22 protein-coding genes and 2 riboswitches are annotated in these 17,901 nt (G+C 66.5%); of the genes, 9 read left to right on the top strand and 13 right to left on the bottom strand.

The window, feature by feature from the left end; genetic code table 11:
- The first annotated feature begins 4 nt into the window (after nucleotides 1-4).
- From PMI02_RS06880 to PMI02_RS06870, 3 genes are all read left to right on the top strand, one after another.
- Entirely contained in the window at nucleotides 5-976 is a 972-nt protein-coding gene (locus tag PMI02_RS06880) for a DMT family transporter (RefSeq protein WP_238539011.1), read from the top strand.
- Nucleotides 977-1,046: 70 nt separating this feature from the next.
- Entirely contained in the window at nucleotides 1,047-1,181 is a 135-nt protein-coding gene (locus tag PMI02_RS06875) for an entericidin A/B family lipoprotein (RefSeq protein ID WP_007680639.1), read from the top strand.
- Between the two features lie 121 nt (nucleotides 1,182-1,302).
- A complete protein-coding gene (locus PMI02_RS06870; RefSeq protein WP_007680636.1) occupies nucleotides 1,303-1,434 on the top strand; it encodes an entericidin A/B family lipoprotein in 132 nt (43 codons plus the stop codon).
- 6 nt (nucleotides 1,435-1,440) lie between these two features.
- Here the strand turns inward: PMI02_RS06870 and PMI02_RS06865 are convergent, their stop codons facing one another.
- The 9 genes from PMI02_RS06865 to PMI02_RS26270 all read right to left on the bottom strand — a co-directional run bounded on the left by PMI02_RS06865 (nucleotide 1,441) and on the right by PMI02_RS26270 (nucleotide 9,360).
- A complete protein-coding gene (locus PMI02_RS06865) occupies nucleotides 1,441-1,965 on the bottom strand; it encodes a CcdC protein domain-containing protein (RefSeq protein ID WP_007680633.1) in 525 nt (174 codons plus the stop codon).
- A 3-nt stretch (nucleotides 1,966-1,968) separates the two neighbouring features.
- Nucleotides 1,969-3,570 carry an aminomethyl-transferring glycine dehydrogenase subunit GcvPB gene (gcvPB, locus tag PMI02_RS06860; RefSeq protein WP_007680631.1) on the bottom strand — a complete coding sequence of 534 codons (1,602 nt, stop codon included), beginning with the start codon at nucleotides 3,568-3,570 and terminating at the stop codon, nucleotides 1,969-1,971.
- Nucleotides 3,567-4,937 (bottom strand): aminomethyl-transferring glycine dehydrogenase subunit GcvPA, encoded by a 1,371-nt coding sequence (gcvPA, locus tag PMI02_RS06855; protein WP_007680629.1) that lies wholly within the window; start codon nucleotides 4,935-4,937, stop codon nucleotides 3,567-3,569. The genes gcvPB and gcvPA overlap by 4 nt, the downstream gene beginning before the upstream one ends.
- A gap of 115 nt (nucleotides 4,938-5,052) precedes the next feature.
- Nucleotides 5,053-5,424, bottom strand: a complete 372-nt coding sequence (gcvH, locus tag PMI02_RS06850; RefSeq protein WP_007680624.1) for a glycine cleavage system protein GcvH — start codon at nucleotides 5,422-5,424, stop codon at nucleotides 5,053-5,055.
- Nucleotides 5,425-5,434: 10 nt separating this feature from the next.
- A complete protein-coding gene (gene gcvT, locus PMI02_RS06845) occupies nucleotides 5,435-6,604 on the bottom strand; it encodes a glycine cleavage system aminomethyltransferase GcvT (RefSeq protein WP_007680621.1) in 1,170 nt (389 codons plus the stop codon).
- A gap of 35 nt (nucleotides 6,605-6,639) precedes the next feature.
- A riboswitch (glycine riboswitch) is annotated at nucleotides 6,640-6,760 on the bottom strand.
- 1 nt (nucleotide 6,761) lies between these two features.
- Nucleotides 6,762-6,868: riboswitch (glycine riboswitch) on the bottom strand.
- A gap of 36 nt (nucleotides 6,869-6,904) precedes the next feature.
- Nucleotides 6,905-7,645, bottom strand: coding sequence for an NAD(P)H-binding protein (locus PMI02_RS06840; protein ID WP_007680620.1), 741 nt, complete (start codon nucleotides 7,643-7,645; stop codon nucleotides 6,905-6,907).
- 12 nt (nucleotides 7,646-7,657) lie between these two features.
- A complete protein-coding gene (locus tag PMI02_RS06835; RefSeq protein WP_007680619.1) occupies nucleotides 7,658-8,818 on the bottom strand; it encodes a deoxyguanosinetriphosphate triphosphohydrolase in 1,161 nt (386 codons plus the stop codon).
- A 43-nt stretch (nucleotides 8,819-8,861) separates the two neighbouring features.
- Nucleotides 8,862-9,179 (bottom strand): hypothetical protein, encoded by a 318-nt coding sequence (locus PMI02_RS06830; protein WP_007680618.1) that lies wholly within the window; start codon nucleotides 9,177-9,179, stop codon nucleotides 8,862-8,864.
- A 55-nt stretch (nucleotides 9,180-9,234) separates the two neighbouring features.
- On the bottom strand, nucleotides 9,235-9,360 hold the full coding sequence (locus PMI02_RS26270; protein WP_007680617.1) for an aa3-type cytochrome c oxidase subunit IV: 126 nt from the start codon (nucleotides 9,358-9,360) through the stop codon (nucleotides 9,235-9,237).
- Between the two features lie 162 nt (nucleotides 9,361-9,522).
- Here PMI02_RS26270 and PMI02_RS06825 point away from each other — a divergent pair, with 162 nt between their 5' ends.
- Both PMI02_RS06825 and PMI02_RS06820 read left to right on the top strand, forming a co-directional pair.
- Nucleotides 9,523-10,947, top strand: coding sequence for a sigma-54 dependent transcriptional regulator (locus tag PMI02_RS06825; protein WP_007680616.1), 1,425 nt, complete (start codon nucleotides 9,523-9,525; stop codon nucleotides 10,945-10,947).
- Between the two features lie 37 nt (nucleotides 10,948-10,984).
- Nucleotides 10,985-11,449, top strand: coding sequence for a nuclear transport factor 2 family protein (locus PMI02_RS06820; protein WP_007680615.1), 465 nt, complete (start codon nucleotides 10,985-10,987; stop codon nucleotides 11,447-11,449).
- Between the two features lie 75 nt (nucleotides 11,450-11,524).
- On the opposite strand, the gene PMI02_RS06815 is transcribed toward PMI02_RS06820, so the two are convergent.
- From PMI02_RS06815 to PMI02_RS06805, 3 genes are all read right to left on the bottom strand, one after another.
- Entirely contained in the window at nucleotides 11,525-11,881 is a 357-nt protein-coding gene (locus tag PMI02_RS06815) for a hypothetical protein (protein ID WP_007680614.1), read from the bottom strand.
- A 207-nt stretch (nucleotides 11,882-12,088) separates the two neighbouring features.
- Complete coding sequence (gene folP, locus PMI02_RS06810; RefSeq protein ID WP_007680613.1) at nucleotides 12,089-13,201, bottom strand: dihydropteroate synthase; 1,113 nt, start codon at nucleotides 13,199-13,201, stop codon at nucleotides 12,089-12,091.
- Between the two features lie 78 nt (nucleotides 13,202-13,279).
- Nucleotides 13,280-14,413, bottom strand: a complete 1,134-nt coding sequence (locus PMI02_RS06805) for a site-specific DNA-methyltransferase (protein ID WP_007680612.1) — start codon at nucleotides 14,411-14,413, stop codon at nucleotides 13,280-13,282.
- A 358-nt stretch (nucleotides 14,414-14,771) separates the two neighbouring features.
- On the opposite strand from PMI02_RS06805, the gene PMI02_RS27580 reads away from it, so the two are divergent.
- On the top strand, nucleotides 14,772-14,927 hold the full coding sequence (locus PMI02_RS27580) for a hypothetical protein (protein ID WP_007680611.1): 156 nt from the start codon (nucleotides 14,772-14,774) through the stop codon (nucleotides 14,925-14,927).
- A gap of 1 nt (nucleotide 14,928) precedes the next feature.
- Here the strand turns inward: PMI02_RS27580 and PMI02_RS06795 are convergent, their stop codons facing one another.
- On the bottom strand, nucleotides 14,929-15,528 hold the full coding sequence (locus tag PMI02_RS06795) for a ribonuclease HII (protein WP_007680609.1): 600 nt from the start codon (nucleotides 15,526-15,528) through the stop codon (nucleotides 14,929-14,931).
- Nucleotides 15,529-15,562: 34 nt separating this feature from the next.
- Here PMI02_RS06795 and PMI02_RS06790 point away from each other — a divergent pair, with 34 nt between their 5' ends.
- The 3 genes from PMI02_RS06790 to PMI02_RS06780 form a co-directional block, all read left to right on the top strand.
- Entirely contained in the window at nucleotides 15,563-16,738 is a 1,176-nt protein-coding gene (locus tag PMI02_RS06790) for a PQQ-dependent sugar dehydrogenase (RefSeq protein WP_007680607.1), read from the top strand.
- A 39-nt stretch (nucleotides 16,739-16,777) separates the two neighbouring features.
- Nucleotides 16,778-17,302: a GNAT family N-acetyltransferase gene (locus PMI02_RS06785; protein ID WP_007680605.1), complete on the top strand. Its 525-nt coding sequence runs from the start codon at nucleotides 16,778-16,780 to the stop codon at nucleotides 17,300-17,302.
- Between the two features lie 67 nt (nucleotides 17,303-17,369).
- A partial coding sequence (locus PMI02_RS06780) for a DUF1285 domain-containing protein (protein WP_007680587.1) occupies nucleotides 17,370-17,901 on the top strand: 532 nt, incomplete at its 3' end.

Below are 17,901 nucleotides of genomic sequence, written 5' to 3'. Positions count from 1 at the left end.
AGTCGTGAAGGCCTCCCCCAAACCCGAACGTGCAGAGCGCCCCATGCTCGCCATCGCCCTGCGGGTCGCGGCGATGGCAATGCTTTCGACGATGTTCATGCTCGTCAAGGTTTCGGGCGAGGCCGGCGTCTCGCTCCCGGAACTGGTCTTCTGGCGACAGGCGATGAGCCTTCCGATTATCGTCACGGCACTGCTGCTGACGGGAAAGCTGGGCCTGCTTGCAACCCGCCGCATGAGCAGCCACGCCAAGCGCGCGACTACCGGGACCGCCGGACTGTGCTGCAACATCGGCGCAGCCACTCTGCTGCCGCTCCCCGTAGCGACGACGCTGGGATTTACGACGCCGTTGTTCGCCGTATTGATAACAGCCCTCGTCCTACGCGAGACGGTCGGAAAATGGCGCTGGACCGCAGTCCTTCTGGGTTTCATCGGAGTCCTCGTCATCACTCGCCCCGGGGACGTTCCGGTGCCCGCGCTCGGACTTGCAGCCGGTCTCGGCGCTGGCGTCATCGTCGCTATCGTCAGCTTCCAGATCCGTGATCTCGCCCGCACCGAAGAGCCGATAGCCTGTGTGTTCTGGTTCGCATTCTACGGATCGTTGTTCAGTGCCTTCCTGCTGCCGTTTTACGTCCGCCCCCACGGAGCCTATGAGTGGCTACTGCTCGTAGGAGTGGGGCTGACTGGTACTCTTGCCCAGTTCCTCATCACCGCGGCGCTGCGCTTCGGACAGGTCGCGACGGTCGTGGTCATGGATTACACGGCGCTGATCTGGTCGACATTCTACGGCTGGGCGATCTGGGACCACCTGCCATCCTACACGACGTGGCTCGGCGCGCCTGTGATCGTTGCCGCCGGCCTTATCATCACGTCACGGGAGCATTTCCTGTCGCGCCGCATATCCCCCACTTCCGCCCTAGACGAGAGCGCGACCGAAGAAGCGGAGCCCGTTCCCTCCGCTCAGAGCAAGGGAACTTGATCCTTGCGTGCGTGTTTGCACGGGGCGCGCACCCGGAAAACTGGGTCGCACCGCTAGAAGGAACATGAACATGGTCAAGAAGCTAGTCCTCGCCCTCGTCGCCGGCGGCATCGTTTTCTCGGCTTCGGCCTGCAACACCGTCAAGGGCGCCGGACAGGACGTCGAGTCGGTCGGACAGGCCGGCGACGACGCAATCAACAAGTAAGCAGCTAGCGCGCAGGCTGGTTTCAAGCCACCGACCGAAGCCGGCCTGCAGCTTTGCAAGAGCGCTTTCCTCAATGCGATCCTTGAGATAACCGAGGTCACCACCAAGGAATGCGTATCACATGATTCAGAAGATTATTTTCGCTCTTGTTGCCGGCGGAATCGTTTTCTCGGCTTCGGCCTGCAACACCGTCAAGGGCGTCGGCCGCGACATAGAGTCTGTCGGTCAAGCCGGATCGAACGCGATCAACTGAGCGCCGTCAGGCGTCGAAGACGTGGGCCACCGCCATGGCCCGCGCACGCTGCCACAACACCATTCGGCTTAAAACCGCCATCCCGAGCACCAGCCCGAACATGGCGTCGGTCATGAGTAGCGCTGTTGCCGATGGGTGGCTGTCTTGCAGAGCCGCGCCCGTCGGTAACAACATCCGGCGCGCGGCGAAGACTGCAAGGATAAGCGCCAGCGCCAGCGGAGACTGACGCAGCATTATCCGCGCCTCAGCCTCCTCGCCTTCGATGTGAAGGCGCATCAGCCGTGAGCGCTGCATGCCAATCCCGCCGCCAACGCCGAAACCGGTAGCCAGCACCAGCCAGCCAGGCCCTGTGGGCGGCATAGCCGCAACGGCGAGGCACAACGCGGCGGTCACGATCAGTGGCATGATCCAGAGCAATGGCAGCCGCAGCGGCCGGGCTTTCTGGAGATTGCGGAAGCGCCACGCCATGACCCCTGCGAAGATCAGCAGCGGCAGGTGAGCCGTCCAGCCCGCCCCGGCACTTCCGCCCATATCTCAGCTTCCCCCGATTTCGCTCAGCGATGGCGTTCCTGGAACGCCAGCCTCACCCTGCCACACCAGCACAGGCTTGCGCGCGGCGAGGGTCTCGTCAAGCCGGCGGCGCGGCGCGAAGTGCGGCGCGGAGTGCAGGCTCTCGTCACCGGCCTTGGCCCGCTCGGCAAGGCTGCGCAGGGATGCAATGAAGCGATCAAGGCCGGCTTTGCTCTCGGTTTCGGTCGGCTCGACCAGCATCGCGCCCTTGACCACCAAGGGGAAATAGACGGTCATCGGATGGAATCCCTCGTCGATCAGGCCCTTGGCGATGTCGAGCGTCGAAAAGCCGTCGGCCAGCCCCGCATCACTGAACAGCGCCTCATGCATGCACGGGCCGCTGTCTGCGAAGGGCGCGGGCAGCAGGTCCTCGCACGAACGCAGCACATAGTTAGCGTTGAGGACCGCATCTTCGGCGACCTGTCGCAGGCCGTCCGCGCCGTGGCTGAGTATGTAGGTCAGCGCGCGGGTGAACATGCCCATCTGACCGTGAAAGGCGACCATGCGGCCAAATGCCTGGGCATGGCCCTCGCTGGCATTCTCCTCCTCGACGAGGTGGATCGACCCGTCATCGCCGCGTGTGACGAACGGTAGCGGCGCGAAGGGCGCCAGCGCCTCGGACAGCACCACCGGACCCGCCCCGGGACCGCCGCCGCCGTGGGGCGTGGAGAAGGTCTTGTGCAGGTTGATGTGCATGGCATCGACACCGAGATCGCCGGGGCGCACCTTGCCGACGATCGCGTTGAAGTTCGCACCGTCGCAGTACACGTAGCCGCCCGCCGCATGGACGGCATCGGCGATCTCCCGCATGTCGGGCTCGAACAGGCCACAGGTGTTGGGGTTGGTGATCATCACCCCCGCCACGTTGGGGCCGAGCTTGGCCTTGAGCGCCGCGACATCGACCCGGCCGGCCGGCGTCGCGGGGATCGATTCGACCTTGAAGCCGGCAAAAGCTGCCGTCGCAGGGTTGGTGCCGTGGGCGCTCTCGGGGACCAGCACGACGTCACGAACCTCGCCGCGCGCGTCAAGCGCTGCACGGATGCACAGCAAGCCGCACAGTTCACCGTGCGCGCCTGCCTTGGGGCTCATCGCCACCGAGGCCATGCCGGTCAGCGTGATCAGCCAGTCGGCCAGCTGCTCGATGACCTCGAGCGCGCCCTCGATGGTCTTCTGCGGCTGCATCGGGTGGAGATCCGCGAAGCCGGCAAGGCGGGCCATCTTCTCGTTCAGGCGCGGGTTGTGCTTCATCGTGCACGACCCTAGCGGAAACGGCCCGAGGTCGATGGCGTAGTTCTGCCGCGACAGGCGCGTGTAGTGACGCACCGTCTCGGGCTCCGTCAGGCCCGGCAGCGCCGGTGCGGCCTTGCGCAGGAACCGGCCCAGACCACTAACTGGAGCGCGATCCGCGTCGTCGATATCCACGCCGCACTTATCGGCAGAGCCCAACTCGAAGCTCAGAGCTTCTTCCAGCATCAGCCCGTAATCACCGCTGGACGTTGCGAATTTCGCCTCGCCGGCACCTTCACCCATCGAGGGGCGCCAACCGCTTGCGTTCACTGCGCTCATGCCGAAGCTCCTTCCAGCACTACTTCCAGTTCCAAGGCAAATGCCTCGATATCCTCGTCGGTGGTGGTCTCCGTAGCGGCGACCAGCAGGCCATTGTGCAGCCCGTCGGCAACCGGGAACAGGCGGCCCAGCGAAACGCCGCCAAGGACGCGCTTCTCCGCCAGTTCACGTACCACCTCGCGAGCGTCGCGCGGCAGGATCAGCGTCGCCTCGTTGAAGTAGGCCGTGTTCAGCAGCGAGACGCCCGGAATGCGGGTCAGCCGTTCGAACGTCGCTTGTGCGCGCGCATGGTTGACGCCAGCCAGTTTCGCCAAGCCGTCGCCGCCAAGCAAGGTCAGGTGGATACTGAAAGCCAAGGCACAAAGCCCTGAATTGGTACAGATATTGCTCGTCGCCTTCTCGCGGCGAATGTGCTGCTCACGGGTGGAGAGAGTTAGCACGAAACCGCGCTTGCCATCCGCATCGACGGTTTGACCACAGAGACGGCCGGGCATCTGGCGCACGAATTTTTCACGGCAGCCGAACAGGCCGAGATATGGTCCGCCGAATTGCAGGCCGACGCCCAGGGACTGGCCCTCGCCCACGACGATGTCGGCGCCCAGCGCGCCTGGCGCCTCGATCAGCCCCAGCGCCACCGGCTCGGTGACGACCGCCACCACCAGCGCGCCTTTGGCGTGGGCCGCCTCTGCGATCGCGGCGAGGTCGGGGATGCGGCCAAGCACGTCGGGATACTGGACCACGACGCAGGAGGTCTTGTCGTCGATCGAGGCGATAACCGCGGCGTCGTCTGGATCGGCGGTCAGCTCGGGCGTCAGCGAGACAATGTCGTCCTTGGTGAACTTGGCCATGGTGCGCACGACCTCGCCGTAATGCGGGTGCAGGCCGCCCGACATGACCGCACGGCCCTTGCGGGTTACGCGCGCGGCCATCAGGATGGCTTCCCAGCACGCGGTCGACCCGTCGTACATCGAGGCGTTGGCGATGTCGGTGCCGAACAGACGCGCGACCTGGGTTTGGAATTCGAACAGGACCTGCAGCGTGCCCTGCGCGATTTCCGGCTGGTACGGCGTGTAGGCGGTGAGGAACTCGCCGCGCTGGATCAGGTGGTCGACCGATGCGGGGACATGGTGCCGGTAGGCGCCCGCACCCAGGAAGAACGGCGCGGAACCCGCGCTCACGTTCTTGGCGGCCAGCGTAGTCATGTGGCGCTCGACAGCCATTTCGCTCGCATGGGCGGGAAGGCCTTGGATCGGGCCGGCAAGCCGCGCCTCGGTGGGCACATCGACGAACAGGTCATCGACGGTGGCGGCACCGATGGTCTCCAGCATGGAGGTGCGGTCGGCCGCGGTCAGGGGAAGGTAGCGCATGAGGATGGAATCTCTCGTTCGTTCGCCGGAGGGGGCGGCGCAGGCTCTGGCCTGCCCCCGCCCGTCATCCCCGCGGGCTGCGGGATCACGGGCGAGGTAGTGGTCTCGAAGGCAATCAGAGGCTGTCGACGTAGCTCTTGTATGCGGCTTCATCCATCAGCGCGCCGATTTCGGCGGTGTCGGAGAGCGTCACGCGGAACAACCAGCCACCGGTTTCGGCTTCGGTGTTAACGAGTTCCGGAGCATCGGCCAGAGCGGCGTTCACTTCCGCGATCGTGCCGGAAACCGGGGTGTAGACGTCCGAGGCGGCCTTCACCGAGTCGACCACCGACACGGAATCCCCTTTGCCGACGCTTGCACCTTCAGCGGGAAGGTCGACGAACGTGATGTCACCGAGCTGGCCCTGGGCGTAGTCGGTGATGCCGACGGTGCCGAGGTCGCCTTCGACTTCGATCCACTCGTGGTCTTCGGAAAAGTAGCGGGTCATGGGGAGTTCCTCAGCGATGGTAGCGATGGGGGACGAAGGGCATCGGCACGACCTTGCAGTCGAGCTTCTTGCCCCGCATTTCGATGGTGAGGGAAGTGCCTTCCGCGGCCAATTCTGCGTCAATGTAGGCCATGGCGATCGGTTGTTGCAGTGACGGTGAGAAACCACCAGAAGTCACGACGCCAACCTCCTGATCTTCGCGGAAAACCTTGGCACCTTCGCGTGCCGCCATGCGGCCTTCGACCACCAGACCTACACGCGACCTAGGCGTACCTTGGGCCAACATGGGCAGCACCTTGTCGGCACCGAGGAAGCCTCCCTCGGCCTTGCGGCGCTTCGAGATGGCGAAGGTCAGTCCGGCGGCGACCGGATCGGTCTCGGGCGAGAGGTCGTGGCCATAGAGCGGCAGGCCCGCTTCGAGGCGCAGCGAGTCGCGCGCGCCGAGGCCGATCGGCTTCACTTCGTCCTGAGCGACCAGCGCGTCCGCCAGCGCGGCGACGTCCTCTGCACGAACGGAGATTTCGAAGCCGTCCTCGCCGGTGTAGCCCGAGCGGCTGACGCCGAGCGGGCGGCCTTCCCAGAAGAATGGCGCAGACTGCATGAACTTGAGCTCCTCGAGCCTGGGCATGCCTGGGAACGCGGGCTCGAGGCCGAGGCGGCTGAATGCATCGGCGGCCTTGGGGCCCTGCAGCGCGAGGAGTGCGTGCTCGTCGAGGTGGTTGAGCGTGATCTCGTCGGGCAGGTATTCGCGCAAATGGGCGATGTCATCCCACTTGGTCGCGCCGTTGACGACCACGTAGTATTCGCCGCCGCGGTTGGTCACCATCAGGTCGTCGAGGATGCCGCCGTTCTCGTCGAGCAGCAGCGAATAGCGCTGGCGTCCTGCCTTGAGCGCGGAAATATCGCCCGGCAGCAGCGCTTCGAGCGCCTCGGCGGCGCCCTCACCGCTCACCTCCAGCTGGCCCATGTGGCTGACGTCGAACAGGCCGGCGCTCTCGCGCGTCCAGAGATGTTCCGCCATGATGCCTTCATACTGGACGGGCATCATGTAGCCGGCGAATTCGACCATGCGGCCGCCCTGCTCGCGGTGCCAGGCATCGAGCGGCAGGTTCAGCGGGGCGAGGTCTTCGACGAAGTCCTCCGAGCCATTTTCGTCATCGGAAACAGGGTATTCGCTCAAGACACGACTCCGCAACAAGCATGGCACACCATTTCGGTGCCCCCTCTGTCACGGAAACCTGAGAGCTTCCCCGGCGTCATCCGCTATGGGACGGACCGGGTTACACCGTCGGCGGCCACGACCTTACGGCACGGGGCACTTTCCAGAGTATCGCTGTAGACGCCGCGCGGTCCTTTTGCCTGAGAGATTCCGGGGCGGTTGCTCCTTCGGCGCCTTGTCCGTTCCGGTGAACCGAATCGGCAAGGTCTCTCCCGCGCGTGTCAGCGAGTGCCCCAGCCTTGGTTCAGCGCACTCGCCAAGTCAACGCCGGGCTAAGCGAAGGCCAGTGGTTTCAACGGATTCGTGCATGTCCGCAGCATCGGCAGCCCTGACAGACCTCGCCCAGCCCCTTAGCTCGGCATGTTCATGCACGAAGCGTCCCCCCGCCTGCTCCCGCGCGAGCGAGAGGATGGCGCGGGCCACGTCCCGGGCACGGATGGAACGGAAACGGGTCAGGCGGCTCAGCAGGACGAGGTCCACGAGGGGGGCGGCGATCTGCCACGCGCGTTCGAGAGGGCGGCGCTCGCGGCGTGCGCCGCGCAGGAGGCTCGGACGCAGCAGGTCGAGCCGCCGGAAGCCGAGCCTGCCCAGCGCGTCCTCTGTCTCGCCTTTGACGCTCAGGTAGAAGCTCTTGGCCATCCGGTCGGCGCCGACCGAGGAAACCATCATCATGTGCTCGATGCCCGCCTCGCGCGCGGCTTCGGCGCTGAAGCGGACGAGATCGTGGTCGATGGCGCGGAACTGCTCCGGGCTTCCGGCGGCCTTGATCGTGGTCCCCAGCGCGCAGACGATCACGTCGGCGCGGGCGGCGCGGATGAGCTGCGGCCAGTCGATCGGCTCGCCCACCAGCATCTCCATGCGCGCGCCGCGCGGCAGCACGGCCTCGCTCCGGCCGACACCGATGACGCGCACGTCATCGCGCCCGATGGCCTCGGCGATCAGCGCGGAACCTATGAGCCCGGTCGCCCCGACCAGGCATATGCGAACAGCCCCCTGTTCCATGGTCAGCCGCGCTCAGACATTGCTGAGGCCCTCGGGCGTGCGGCCGTAAATGTCGGCGTGGCGGGCGATGGCGAAGCGGTCGGTCATGCCGGCGATGTAGTCGGCGATGTGGCGGCTGCGGTCGGGCTCGAAGCGGGGCATGTTGTCGATCCAGCTTTCCTCCATCAGCACCGGCTCCTGCGAGTAGGCGGCATAGAGTTCGGCGAGCACCGCCCTCGCCCGCTTCGCGGTCTCCATCTGCTCGGGATGGTAGTAGAGCTTCTCGTACATGAAGCGCTTGAAGGCGCGTTCGCCCTCCGCCATTTCCGGCGAGAACGCGACCAGCGCCCGGCCCGCGGCGCGCACTTCATCGACGCTGCCTACGCCGACGAGGTTCGCCTGGGTCTGCGCGACGAGGTCGTTGACCATGACGCCGATCTGGCTGCGGATGAGTTCGGCCAGCTGGCGCTGGATATCGACGCCGGGATAGCGGCGCTCCACCTCGGCCCACTGAGACGCGACGAAGGGGTGGGCGAGCAGTTCGTCGAGGTCGAGGAAGCCCGCGCGCAAGCCATCGTCGATGTCGTGGTTGTCGTAGGCAATGTCGTCCGACAGCGCCGCCACCTGCGCCTCCAGCGAGGCGTGGGTGTGGAGGTCGAGCGGATAGGCAGCATCGAGGCCGGTCAGCGCCCAGCCCGGTTCGGTGACGGGGCCATTGTGCTTGGCCAGCCCCTCCAGCGTTTCCCACGTCAGGTTGAGGCCGTCGTGCTCGCAATAGGGGCTGTCTACCCGCATCAGCGTGCGCAGCGTATGCGCGTTGTGGTCGAAGCCGCCGGCCTTGTGGAGCGCGGCGTTCAGCGCGTCCTCGCCGGCATGGCCGAACGGGGGGTGGCCGATGTCGTGCGCCAGCGCCAGTGCCTCGGTCAGATCCTCGTCGAGCCCGAGGATGCGGGCGATGACGCGGGCGATCTGCGCGACTTCGAGGCTGTGGGTCAGTCGCACGCGGTAGTGGTCGCCGTCCGGGGCGATGAAGACCTGGGTCTTGTAGCGCAGGCGGCGGAAGGCGATCGAGTGGATGATGCGGTCGCGGTCGCGCTGGTACGGGCTGCGAGGGCCGCGGGCGAGGCCGTCGCCGGTCGGAAACTCGCGCCCGCGCGAACGGGCGGGATCGGAAGCGTAGGGAGCTAGTGTCAAGCGCGCGGTCTCCGCGTGTGCGACGAAGGGCAGAGCCTGCGCCCTAGCGGGCAAGGCCGGTCGAGCACAAGAGCGCGGAACTGGCCGTCACCCTCACGATCCTGCGGTCGTCCAGGCTCTGTACGGCGCGTAGCAACTGGTCGGCGTCGTGCGCTTCGTCCCGCAGTGTGGTCAGCTGATAGAGCTGGCGCAGCGTGAGCCGTTCGGCAAGGCGGCGACCCATGCAGGCCGCGGCCTCATCCGTCATCCCGGCTTCTGCGAAGGCGGCCTGCACGCGGTGCTCGGCATAGCGATGAGCGCCGTACCACAGCGCTCCGCCCAAAGCGGCGAGGATCAGCAAGACCTTGAAGAGGCGTACCATCGCCGGGACTACGCCCCAGGGTAGGCCGGGCGCGGTGCGTCCCGGCCGAGTTGGATCAGGATGCGATCAGGCCGACCACGCCCGCCGCAATGACCACGCAGGCGATCGTGCCCCAGGTCGCCATCTTGATGAACGAGTTGTAGGTGGCGGTGGCCGCCTTGATGTCGTTGCCCGAAGCCATGATCGCTTATCCCCTGTCCGTTTGTTCGATGGCCTGCTCTAGCGGGGGTGCGGCGCCGGCTCAAGAGTGAACGCGCGCGTCTATCTCAGGCTTAATCCCGTATTTACCGGTTGCCTCTAGACATGACATTCCACTCCCCGGAGGCGATGCAAGCGGCGAACAATGGCGGAACTCGATCAACGCCTCCTCATGCTCATCGACGATGAACCGGCGCAGAGCCGGCTCATTTCGGCGCTCGCCTCGCGCGAGGGATGGCGCACGCTCATCGTCCGCGACGCCGAGACCGCCATCGCCACGCTCGGCACGCGGCAGGGCATGCAGCTCGCCGCGATCATTCTCGACCAGTGGGTACCGGGCGACGACGCCTGCACGCTGATCGCCGAACTCAAGTCCCGCCGCCCGGCGCTGCCCATCCTGATGCTGACCGCCAGTACCTCGCCGCTGCTAGCAGTAGAGGCGATGCGGGCCGGGGCCACCGACTACCTCATCAAGCCCGTCGCGCCCGACCGGCTCATGCACGCCCTGCGCTCGGCGACGCAGCACGAGGCGCCGCGCGACGAGCTTGCGCCTCTCACCGAGAAGATGACCGCCAACCCCGATTTCGAATCGATGATCGGGGCCTCGCCGAACTTCCGAAAAGCGCTGGCCGTCGCCGCCAAGGCCGCGCGCGGACACTCCCCCGTGCTGATCGAGGGCGAGAGCGGGTCGGGCAAGGAAATGCTCATCCGGGCGATGCACGCGGCTTCGCCCCGTACCCGGATGCCACTGCGGATCGTGAACGTCGGCGGGATGCCGGCGAACTCGATCGAATCCGTCCTGTTCGGCCACGAGAAGGGCGCCTTCCCCGGCGCGTTCGACCGCCAAATCGGCGCGATGCAGCACTGCGACGGCGCCACCCTTGCGCTCGACGAGATCGACAGCCTGCCGCTGTCGGTGCAGGAGCGCTTGCTCGAAGCGATCCGCAAGGGCGACTGCCGGCCGATCGGCGCGCGCCACTCGTTCCGCGTCGACGTGCGCATCATCGCCGCCAGCAACCTGCCGCTTGCCGACATGGTGAGCCAGGACCTGTTCCTGCCTGAACTCCTCGAAGCGCTGTCCGCCACCAAGGTTCACCTCCCTGCCCTGCGCGAACGGCCGGGCGACCTGCCTGCCCTCACCCGCTACTTCCTCGCCCGCATCGGCGAGCAGCCGGGGCTGCGCGAACTGGGCGTGACGGACGGCGCGCTGTCGCTTCTCGCCGCCTACGACTGGCCGGGCAACGTGCGCCAGCTCCAGGCCGTGCTGTTCCGAGCAGCGGTGTTCTGCGACGGCGACGCGCTGACCTCGGAAGATTTTCCACAGCTTCTCAACATCCTTGGCACAGGTTCATCCACAATCGCGGGCAACCCGATGCAGGAGAGTTCGGGGGTCATGCTCTACACCCCCGACGGTCACCTGCGCCCGCTCGAGGAGATCGAGGCCGACGTGATCCGCCTCGCCATCGGCCTGTACCGCGGCCGCATGACCGAAGTGGCGCGGCGGCTGGGCATCGGGCGGTCCACGCTCTATCGCAAGCTCACTGAACTGGGCATCGACAACGCCGCCTGAGCCCGCCAGTCTCCCGTGAAAAGGGAGAAGGACAGGCATGGACACGCTCGCGCGGCTCGCCGCCATCGAGGACATCAGGCAGCTCAAGGCCCGCTACTGGCGCGGTGTGGACGACGGCGACGCTGCGCTGGTCCGCTCCATCCTCGCCGAGGACTGCGTGCTCGACTACAGGGGCTGCTGCGCCGACCCGGCCACCGGGATCGACCACATGCCGGCGATGAACATGGTGCTCGAGGGACGCGACAACTGGCCCGATGCCGCAAGCCCAGTAGGGCCGCGCATCGTCACCGTCCATCAGGGCAACGACCCCGACATCACCATCGAGAGCGCCAGCACGGCTAGCGGCATATGGTGCTTCACGGACCGCTTCTTTCCGCCCTCGGGTGGGCCTTTCAAGCGCCTCACCGGTTGGGGCCGCTACCACGAGACATACTCCAACCGGGGAGACGGCTGGAAACTCGCGACCACCCGGATCGAACGCCTGCGCGTCGAGGTCGAATAAACGCCAGCTGGACAGCCGAAGGGCGGACCGTGCTGTCGCATGGCCCGCCCTTAAAATTGTCGAAGCGGTGAAGGCTCAGAGACCTTCGATGTAGACGGTCGGAACGCGATAGCCCTTCTTGGCCATGGCCTTCACGTACTTCCCGCGTTCACCGCGCAGTTCGGTGCCGTATTCTTCCCAGGCATCGCGCTGGTCCTCGATGTCGCTGGCGTGGCGCAAGTCGCTCGAAAGCTCCTTCTGGGTTTCGTTGACGTTGGCGCGGTAGTTGTACCAGTTCTTGCCCTCGATGCCGCCGATCGGAGCCTGAATGATCCGGTCTTCCTCGGCGCGGGCGGCGCTCTCTTCGTACATCGTAGGCACGACGGCCATGGCGGTAACGGGGATGGCGGCGAAGGCCAGCGCAGCGGCGCTGATGATCTTGGTCTGCTTCATGGGAAACTCCCTTTCGCTTTCCATGCCGGGCGACATTGCCTCGGCGGTTCGAAGGGGAAAACGGGCGCAATCGGAAATTGACCCAGCCCGAGGGACGAACCGGGCCTCAGACGCGATGCGGCGGTGTTATGACGACTGGGTCACACAGAAAACACCGGTTCGTTCATCCGGCTGAAATCCGAGGTTAATCCGAGGTCCAGATTTGTATCAGCTCGGCAGCTGCGAGAAGTCCGTCAGCGCCGCGTCGCGAAGGCCGCGCCATACCCGGACCGCCTGCACGGTTTCGAACACGTCGTGGACCCGCAGGATATGTGCCCCCGCCTCCATTGCCTTGACCGCCAGCGTCAGCGACCCGCCGAGGCGCTGGTGCGCCGCCGCCTCGTTCGACAGTGCGCCGATCATGCGCTTGCGGCTGACACCCACCAGCAGCGGGTGGCCAAGCGCGTGGAACAGCGGCAGCGCGTTGAACAGCGCGAGGTTCTGCGCCAGCGTCAGCCCGAAGCCGAGCCCAGGGTCGAGGATGATCCGGTCCGCCGCGATGCCCGCAGCCACCGCCGCGTCTCGGCGCTCTTCGAGCCAGTCGAACACGCCGATTGCGATGTCCTCGTAGGCGGCGGGAGAGTGGAGGTCGTCCGCCTTGCCCGGCGCGTGCATCAACACAACGGGCGCGTCGGTGGAGGCAGCGAGTTCCAGGCTGCGCGGGTCGTGGCGTAATGCGGAAACATCGTTGATGATGTGGGCGCCCGCTGCAAGGCCCGCCTCCATCACCGCAGGCCGCCGCGTGTCGAGGCTGATCGCCGCGCCCATGGCAGCGAGCTTGCCGACCATCGGTACCACGCGCCTGATCTCGTCGCCTTCCCAGACCGCGCCGGCTCCGGGCCGCGTGGACTCTCCGCCGATGTCGATGATCGCGGCGCCCGCCTCCAGCATAGCCGAGGCATGGGCGGAGGCTTCGGCCTCGTCGTCGAGGAACTGCCCCCCATCTGAGAAGCTGTCGGGCGTCATGTTGAGGATGCCCATGACCTGCGGCTGGTCTAGCCGCACCATACGCGGCCCGCACTTCAGCGGCGCATGGACCTTGCGCAGGTTCGCCCATTGCGCCTCGCCCGCCGCGCCGAGGTCGGCCGGCAGCGCGCCCAGCACCGAGGCTATCCGGCCCGCCGACACCCGCTCGCGCGAGACGATCCGGCTGTTCTCGCGCACGATCAGCGCGAAGCGGCTCGCCCAGACCATCGCCCCGCCAAGGCGCACCGCGTCGCCTTCCTCGCTCTGCGGGCTGTCGGCGAAGGCGATCGGGCGGATGTAGAGCTTGCGGGTCATGGCGCGGCCTTAGCGTCTTAAAGGCTCAGGCTGAACCCGTTTCCGGACGGCGGCAGAACACCGCAGTCCAGAAAGGCCTCACGGCTCCGTGGCGAGCAGATACAACTGGCGGATCGCGTCGAGCGGCTTGACCTCGCCCTCGTGCTGAAGATGCCAGAAGGTCCAGCCGTTGCACGACGGCGCGCCCTGCACGGTCGAGCCGACGCCGTGGATCGAGCCTATGACGTCGCCCGCCGCGAGCGAGCCATCGGCGCGCACCGTGGCGACGTGACGGCGCTTCTTGTCCCACACCTCGGTCCCGGGCTGGATCCAGCCGGTCTCCACCAGCGTACCGAAGGCGACCTTGGGCGCAGTGCGCTTTGACTGCATGGTCTTGAGCGCGCTTTCATCGAGCGGCAGCGCCATCTCGATGCGCTCCAGCGCGGCTTCGCGGTAGTCGCTCTCGCGCTCGCAGCCGATCCACTCGCGGCCCAGGCGCTTGGCGACCGCGCCGGTGGTGCCGGTGCCGAAGAACGGGTCGAGCACGACGTCGCCCTTGTTGGTGGTCGCCAGCATCACGCGGTACAGCAGCGCCTCGGGCTTCTGCGTCGGGTGAACCTTGCGACCGTCCTTCTTGAGGCGCTCGGCGCCGTTGCAGATCGGCAGCACCCAGTCGGAGCGCATCTGCAGCTCGTCGTTCAGGGTCTTCATCGCGCGGTAGTTGAACGTGTACTTCGACTTCTCGCCCATCGACGCCCAGATCAGCGTTTCGTGCGCGTTGGTGAAGCGGGTGCCCTTGAAGTTCGGCATCGGGTTGGCCTTGCGCCACACGATGTCGTTGAGGATCCAGAACCCCATGTCCTGCATGATCGCGCCGAGGCGGAAGATGTTGTGGTAAGAACCGATCACCCATAGCGAGCCCTCGGGCTTGAGCACGCGGCGCGCCTCTGTGAGCCAGTCACGGGTGAACTGGTCGTAGGTGGCGAAGCTGGTGAACTTGTCCCAGTCGTTCGTCACCGCATCGACGTGGCTGCCGTCCGGGCGCGAGAGGTCGCCGCCCAGCTGCAGGTTATAGGGCGGGTCGGCGAAGACCATGTCGACGCTGGCGTCGGGGATGGTGCGCATCGCCTCGATGCAGTCGCCCGTCAGGATGCGGCCGAGCGGAAGCAGTTCCTTCGGCGTGGGTGCAGGCGCCCGCGCACGAATCCGTTCCTTGACCAAAATCTGACCCATGACTGCTCCGATAAACTGTGGATATGCCTCTAGGGTGAGTCATCGCGGACTCCGCGTCAAGCCGCGACTCGTTGGGATTCCTTGTGATTCAGGTGTTCAGCACGAGGGAACAAAAGGAATCCGACACTACATATCGAGTCTGGGCGACTCGGCGCGACTCAAGATGTGGTGGCTGTGGCAGCAGGGACTCGTGGAAAACTTTTTGATCGCGGCATGTGCCGAGCAGCCCGTCCCGATGGCTTCAGATGCACGTTATGCAACTCCGATCCTCATCGTTGCATTTGCCGCAACGGCCTGCACAATCCAAATGGCTGGCAGATGCTGCACCGCAGCAAACCCCTTTGTCTTCGAGGTCGCCATGTTTTCCCTGATTTCGCTCTATTTCGCCTCGCGCCGTGACGTCGTCCTTGCCGAGCGCCACATGGCTGGCCTGGCCGAGGCCCCCGCAGCAGCTCCTGCCGCTCCCGTGATCGAGCAGCCGGTCGTCGCCGTGCCGCTTCCGCTCGCCGCCTGAACTAGACCAGCAGCTGTAGCTGCGCCACGGGCGCGAAGCTGCGGCGGTGGTGCGGGGTGGCGCCGTGCCTGCGCAGCGCCGCGAGGTGCTCGGACGTGCCATAGCCCGCATTGCGCTCCCAGCCATAGTGCGGGTGCGCCAGTGCGAGATCGCGCATCAGGCGGTCCCGGTGCTCCTTGGCAATGATCGAGGCGGCCGAGATGCACGGCTCGATGGCATCGCCTCCGACGATCGCGCGGGCCTTCCAGCGCCATTCCTCGCGCCGGCCATGCGGCGTCAGGTTGCCGTCCACCAGCACTTCGCCCGGCTCCTCGCCCAGCGCTTCGCATAGCGAGAGCACCGCGCGTGTCATCGCGAGCATCGTCGCGCCGAAGATGTTGAGCCGGTCGATCTCGTCGACCTCCACCACACCCACCGCCCATCGGCAGCGCCGCTTGATGACTGCTTCGAGTTCGCCGCGGCGGATGCGCGAGAGCTTCTTGGAATCGTCGAGCCCCGAAGGCCGCGGCTTGCACAGCACCACCGCGCCCGCGACCACCGGCCCCGCGAGAGGTCCGCGCCCGGCCTCGTCCACGCCGATAACGTGACGTTTCGTGTCCATGGAACCAGTGGTGGAAACAAGCATTGGGCTGGGCATGATCGCTGAAAGACTCGTTTTCGCCCTATCGCCGCTCACGGTGATCCTCGCAAGCTGCGGCAGCGCGGCGACAGGGGAAAAATCTGCCGTGCCGGCGGCGACCGAAGGCGGCGCTCCCTTCAAGGTCGAGCGTGTCGCCCAGTTCGACGAGCCCTGGGCCATGGCCTTCGATGAAGGCACCGGCACCCTGTTCGTCACCGAGCGCAAGGGCGCGATCCGCTTCATGACGCCAGACCGCAGGATCGGCGAAGTCTCGGGCGTGCCCAAGGTCGACTATGGCGGCCAGGGCGGCCTAGGCGATTTCATCTTCGCTCCCGGCCAGCGCAGCGAAAAGCTCGACCGCCGTGTGGTCTACCTGAGCTGGGCCGAGGCCGGACAGGGCGACACGCGCGGCGCGGTCGTGGGCAAGGCCGACCTTGTCTGCGCCGAAGCGCTGAAGTGCCGGCTCGACAACCTCAAGGTCATCTGGCGCCAGACACCCAAGGTCACCGGGCGCGGCCACTATTCGCACCGCCTCGCGTTCTCGCCCGACGGCCAATACCTGTTCGTCGCGTCGGGCGAGCGGCAGAAGTTCACGCCCGCGCAGGACCTGAAAACCAACCTCGGCAAGATCGTGCGTCTGCTGCCCGACGGCACCCCCGCCCCAGGCAACCCCTATGCCGGCAAGGGATCTCCCACCGACCAGATCTGGTCCTACGGCCACCGCAACATCCTGGGCCTCGCGTTCGATCCGCAGGGCGGGCTCTGGGACCTCGAGCATGGCCCGGCGGGCGGCGACGAACTGAACCTCGTCAAGCCCGGCGCCAACTACGGCTGGCCGCTGGTCTCGGACGGCGACCACTACGACGGCAAGCCGATCCCGCGCAATTCCACCCGTCCCGATCTCGCCCAGCCCGCGATCAGCTGGAACCCGGTGATCGCGCCGGGCGACTACATCTTCTACACCGGGGACAGGTTCCCCGCGTGGAAGGGACAGGCGATCATCACCGGCCTCGTCGCCACCGGCCTCGTGCGCGTGCGCATTGACGGCGACAAGGCGGTCGAGGAAGGGCGCTACCCCATGGACAACCGCATCCGCGATATCGCACAGGGGCCCGACGGCGCGATCTGGCTGATCGAGGACGGCGAAGGTTCCGACAGCGGGCACCTGCTGAAGCTCGATCCGGCGAATTGAATCGACACGGGGCCCGCGCACTTCTATCCGGCGCGCGCCATGACTTCGCCAGACACCGCCACCATCATCCCGCTCGACAATGTCGATCCCGCCCTCGTCGAGACGCTGCTCGACTCCGCGTTCGAGCCGGGCCGCCACAAGCGCACCGCCTACAAGGTGCGCGAGGGGACCGACTGGCTGCCGGGCCTGAGCTTCGCCGCGCTCGACGGTGACGAGATGCTGGTCGGCTCGATCCAGTGCTGGCCGGTCGCGCTCAACGATCCCGGCGGCCGCGCCCATCCGATGATCATGGTCGGCCCCGTCGCGGTGCTGCCCGAGCATCAAGGCCAGGGCTACGGCAAGGCGCTGATGTCCGCCTGCATGGCCGGCATCGACGACCGGGCGCCGCTGCCGCAGGTCATGATCGGCGACCCCGAGTACTACGGCCGCTTCTGGGGCTTCACCAACGAATATACCGGCGCCTGGACGCTTCCCGGCCCCTTTGAGCGCCGCCGCCTGCTCGTCCGCGCCGCAAACCCGGTAGTGCTGCCCCCGGCGGGCGCGCTGGGCCCCTGGCTCAGGTAGCCTTCGCGCGCGCCGGGTTCCAAAACTGGACCTTGGCGCAGGCCACCCTATCTGGCATCGCGAGACGATGCCCTACGAACCGCCCCCCGAACTCGCCGGTCTCTCGCTGGCTGAAGTGGCCGAATTGGTCGCCGCGCGCAAGTTGCCGCCGGTCGACCAGTGGTCCCCTGCCAACGAGGGCGACAGCGAGATGCGCATCGCCGCCGATGGCCGCTGGTTTCACCAGGAAGGCGAGATCCGCCGCCCCGCCATGGTCCGCGCCTTCGCCTCGCTGCTATTTCGCGACGACGATGGTCAGCACTGGCTGGTAACCCCGACGCAGAAGCTGTCGATCGAAGTCGAGGACGCCGCCTTCATCGCCATCGACGTGAAGCGCGAGGGCGACGCGCTGGCCTTCCGTTTGAACTCGGACGACCTCGTGATCGCCGGACCGGAACACCCGATCGAGGCCGAGGGCGATCCCGAGACACCCGCGCTCTATCTCCAGGTCCGTCACGGAATGCGGGCTCGACTCAATCGCAGTACTTACGCCCAATTGATTGAAATCGCGCTGGAACAGAGCACAGACAACGATCTCGCCGTCACCAGCGGCGGCAGCC

Origin of the sequence: Novosphingobium sp. AP12, assembly GCF_000281975.1 — a bacterium.
Lineage (GTDB): Bacteria > Pseudomonadota > Alphaproteobacteria > Sphingomonadales > Sphingomonadaceae > Novosphingobium.
This window is presented reverse-complemented; position numbering and strand designations above follow the sequence as displayed.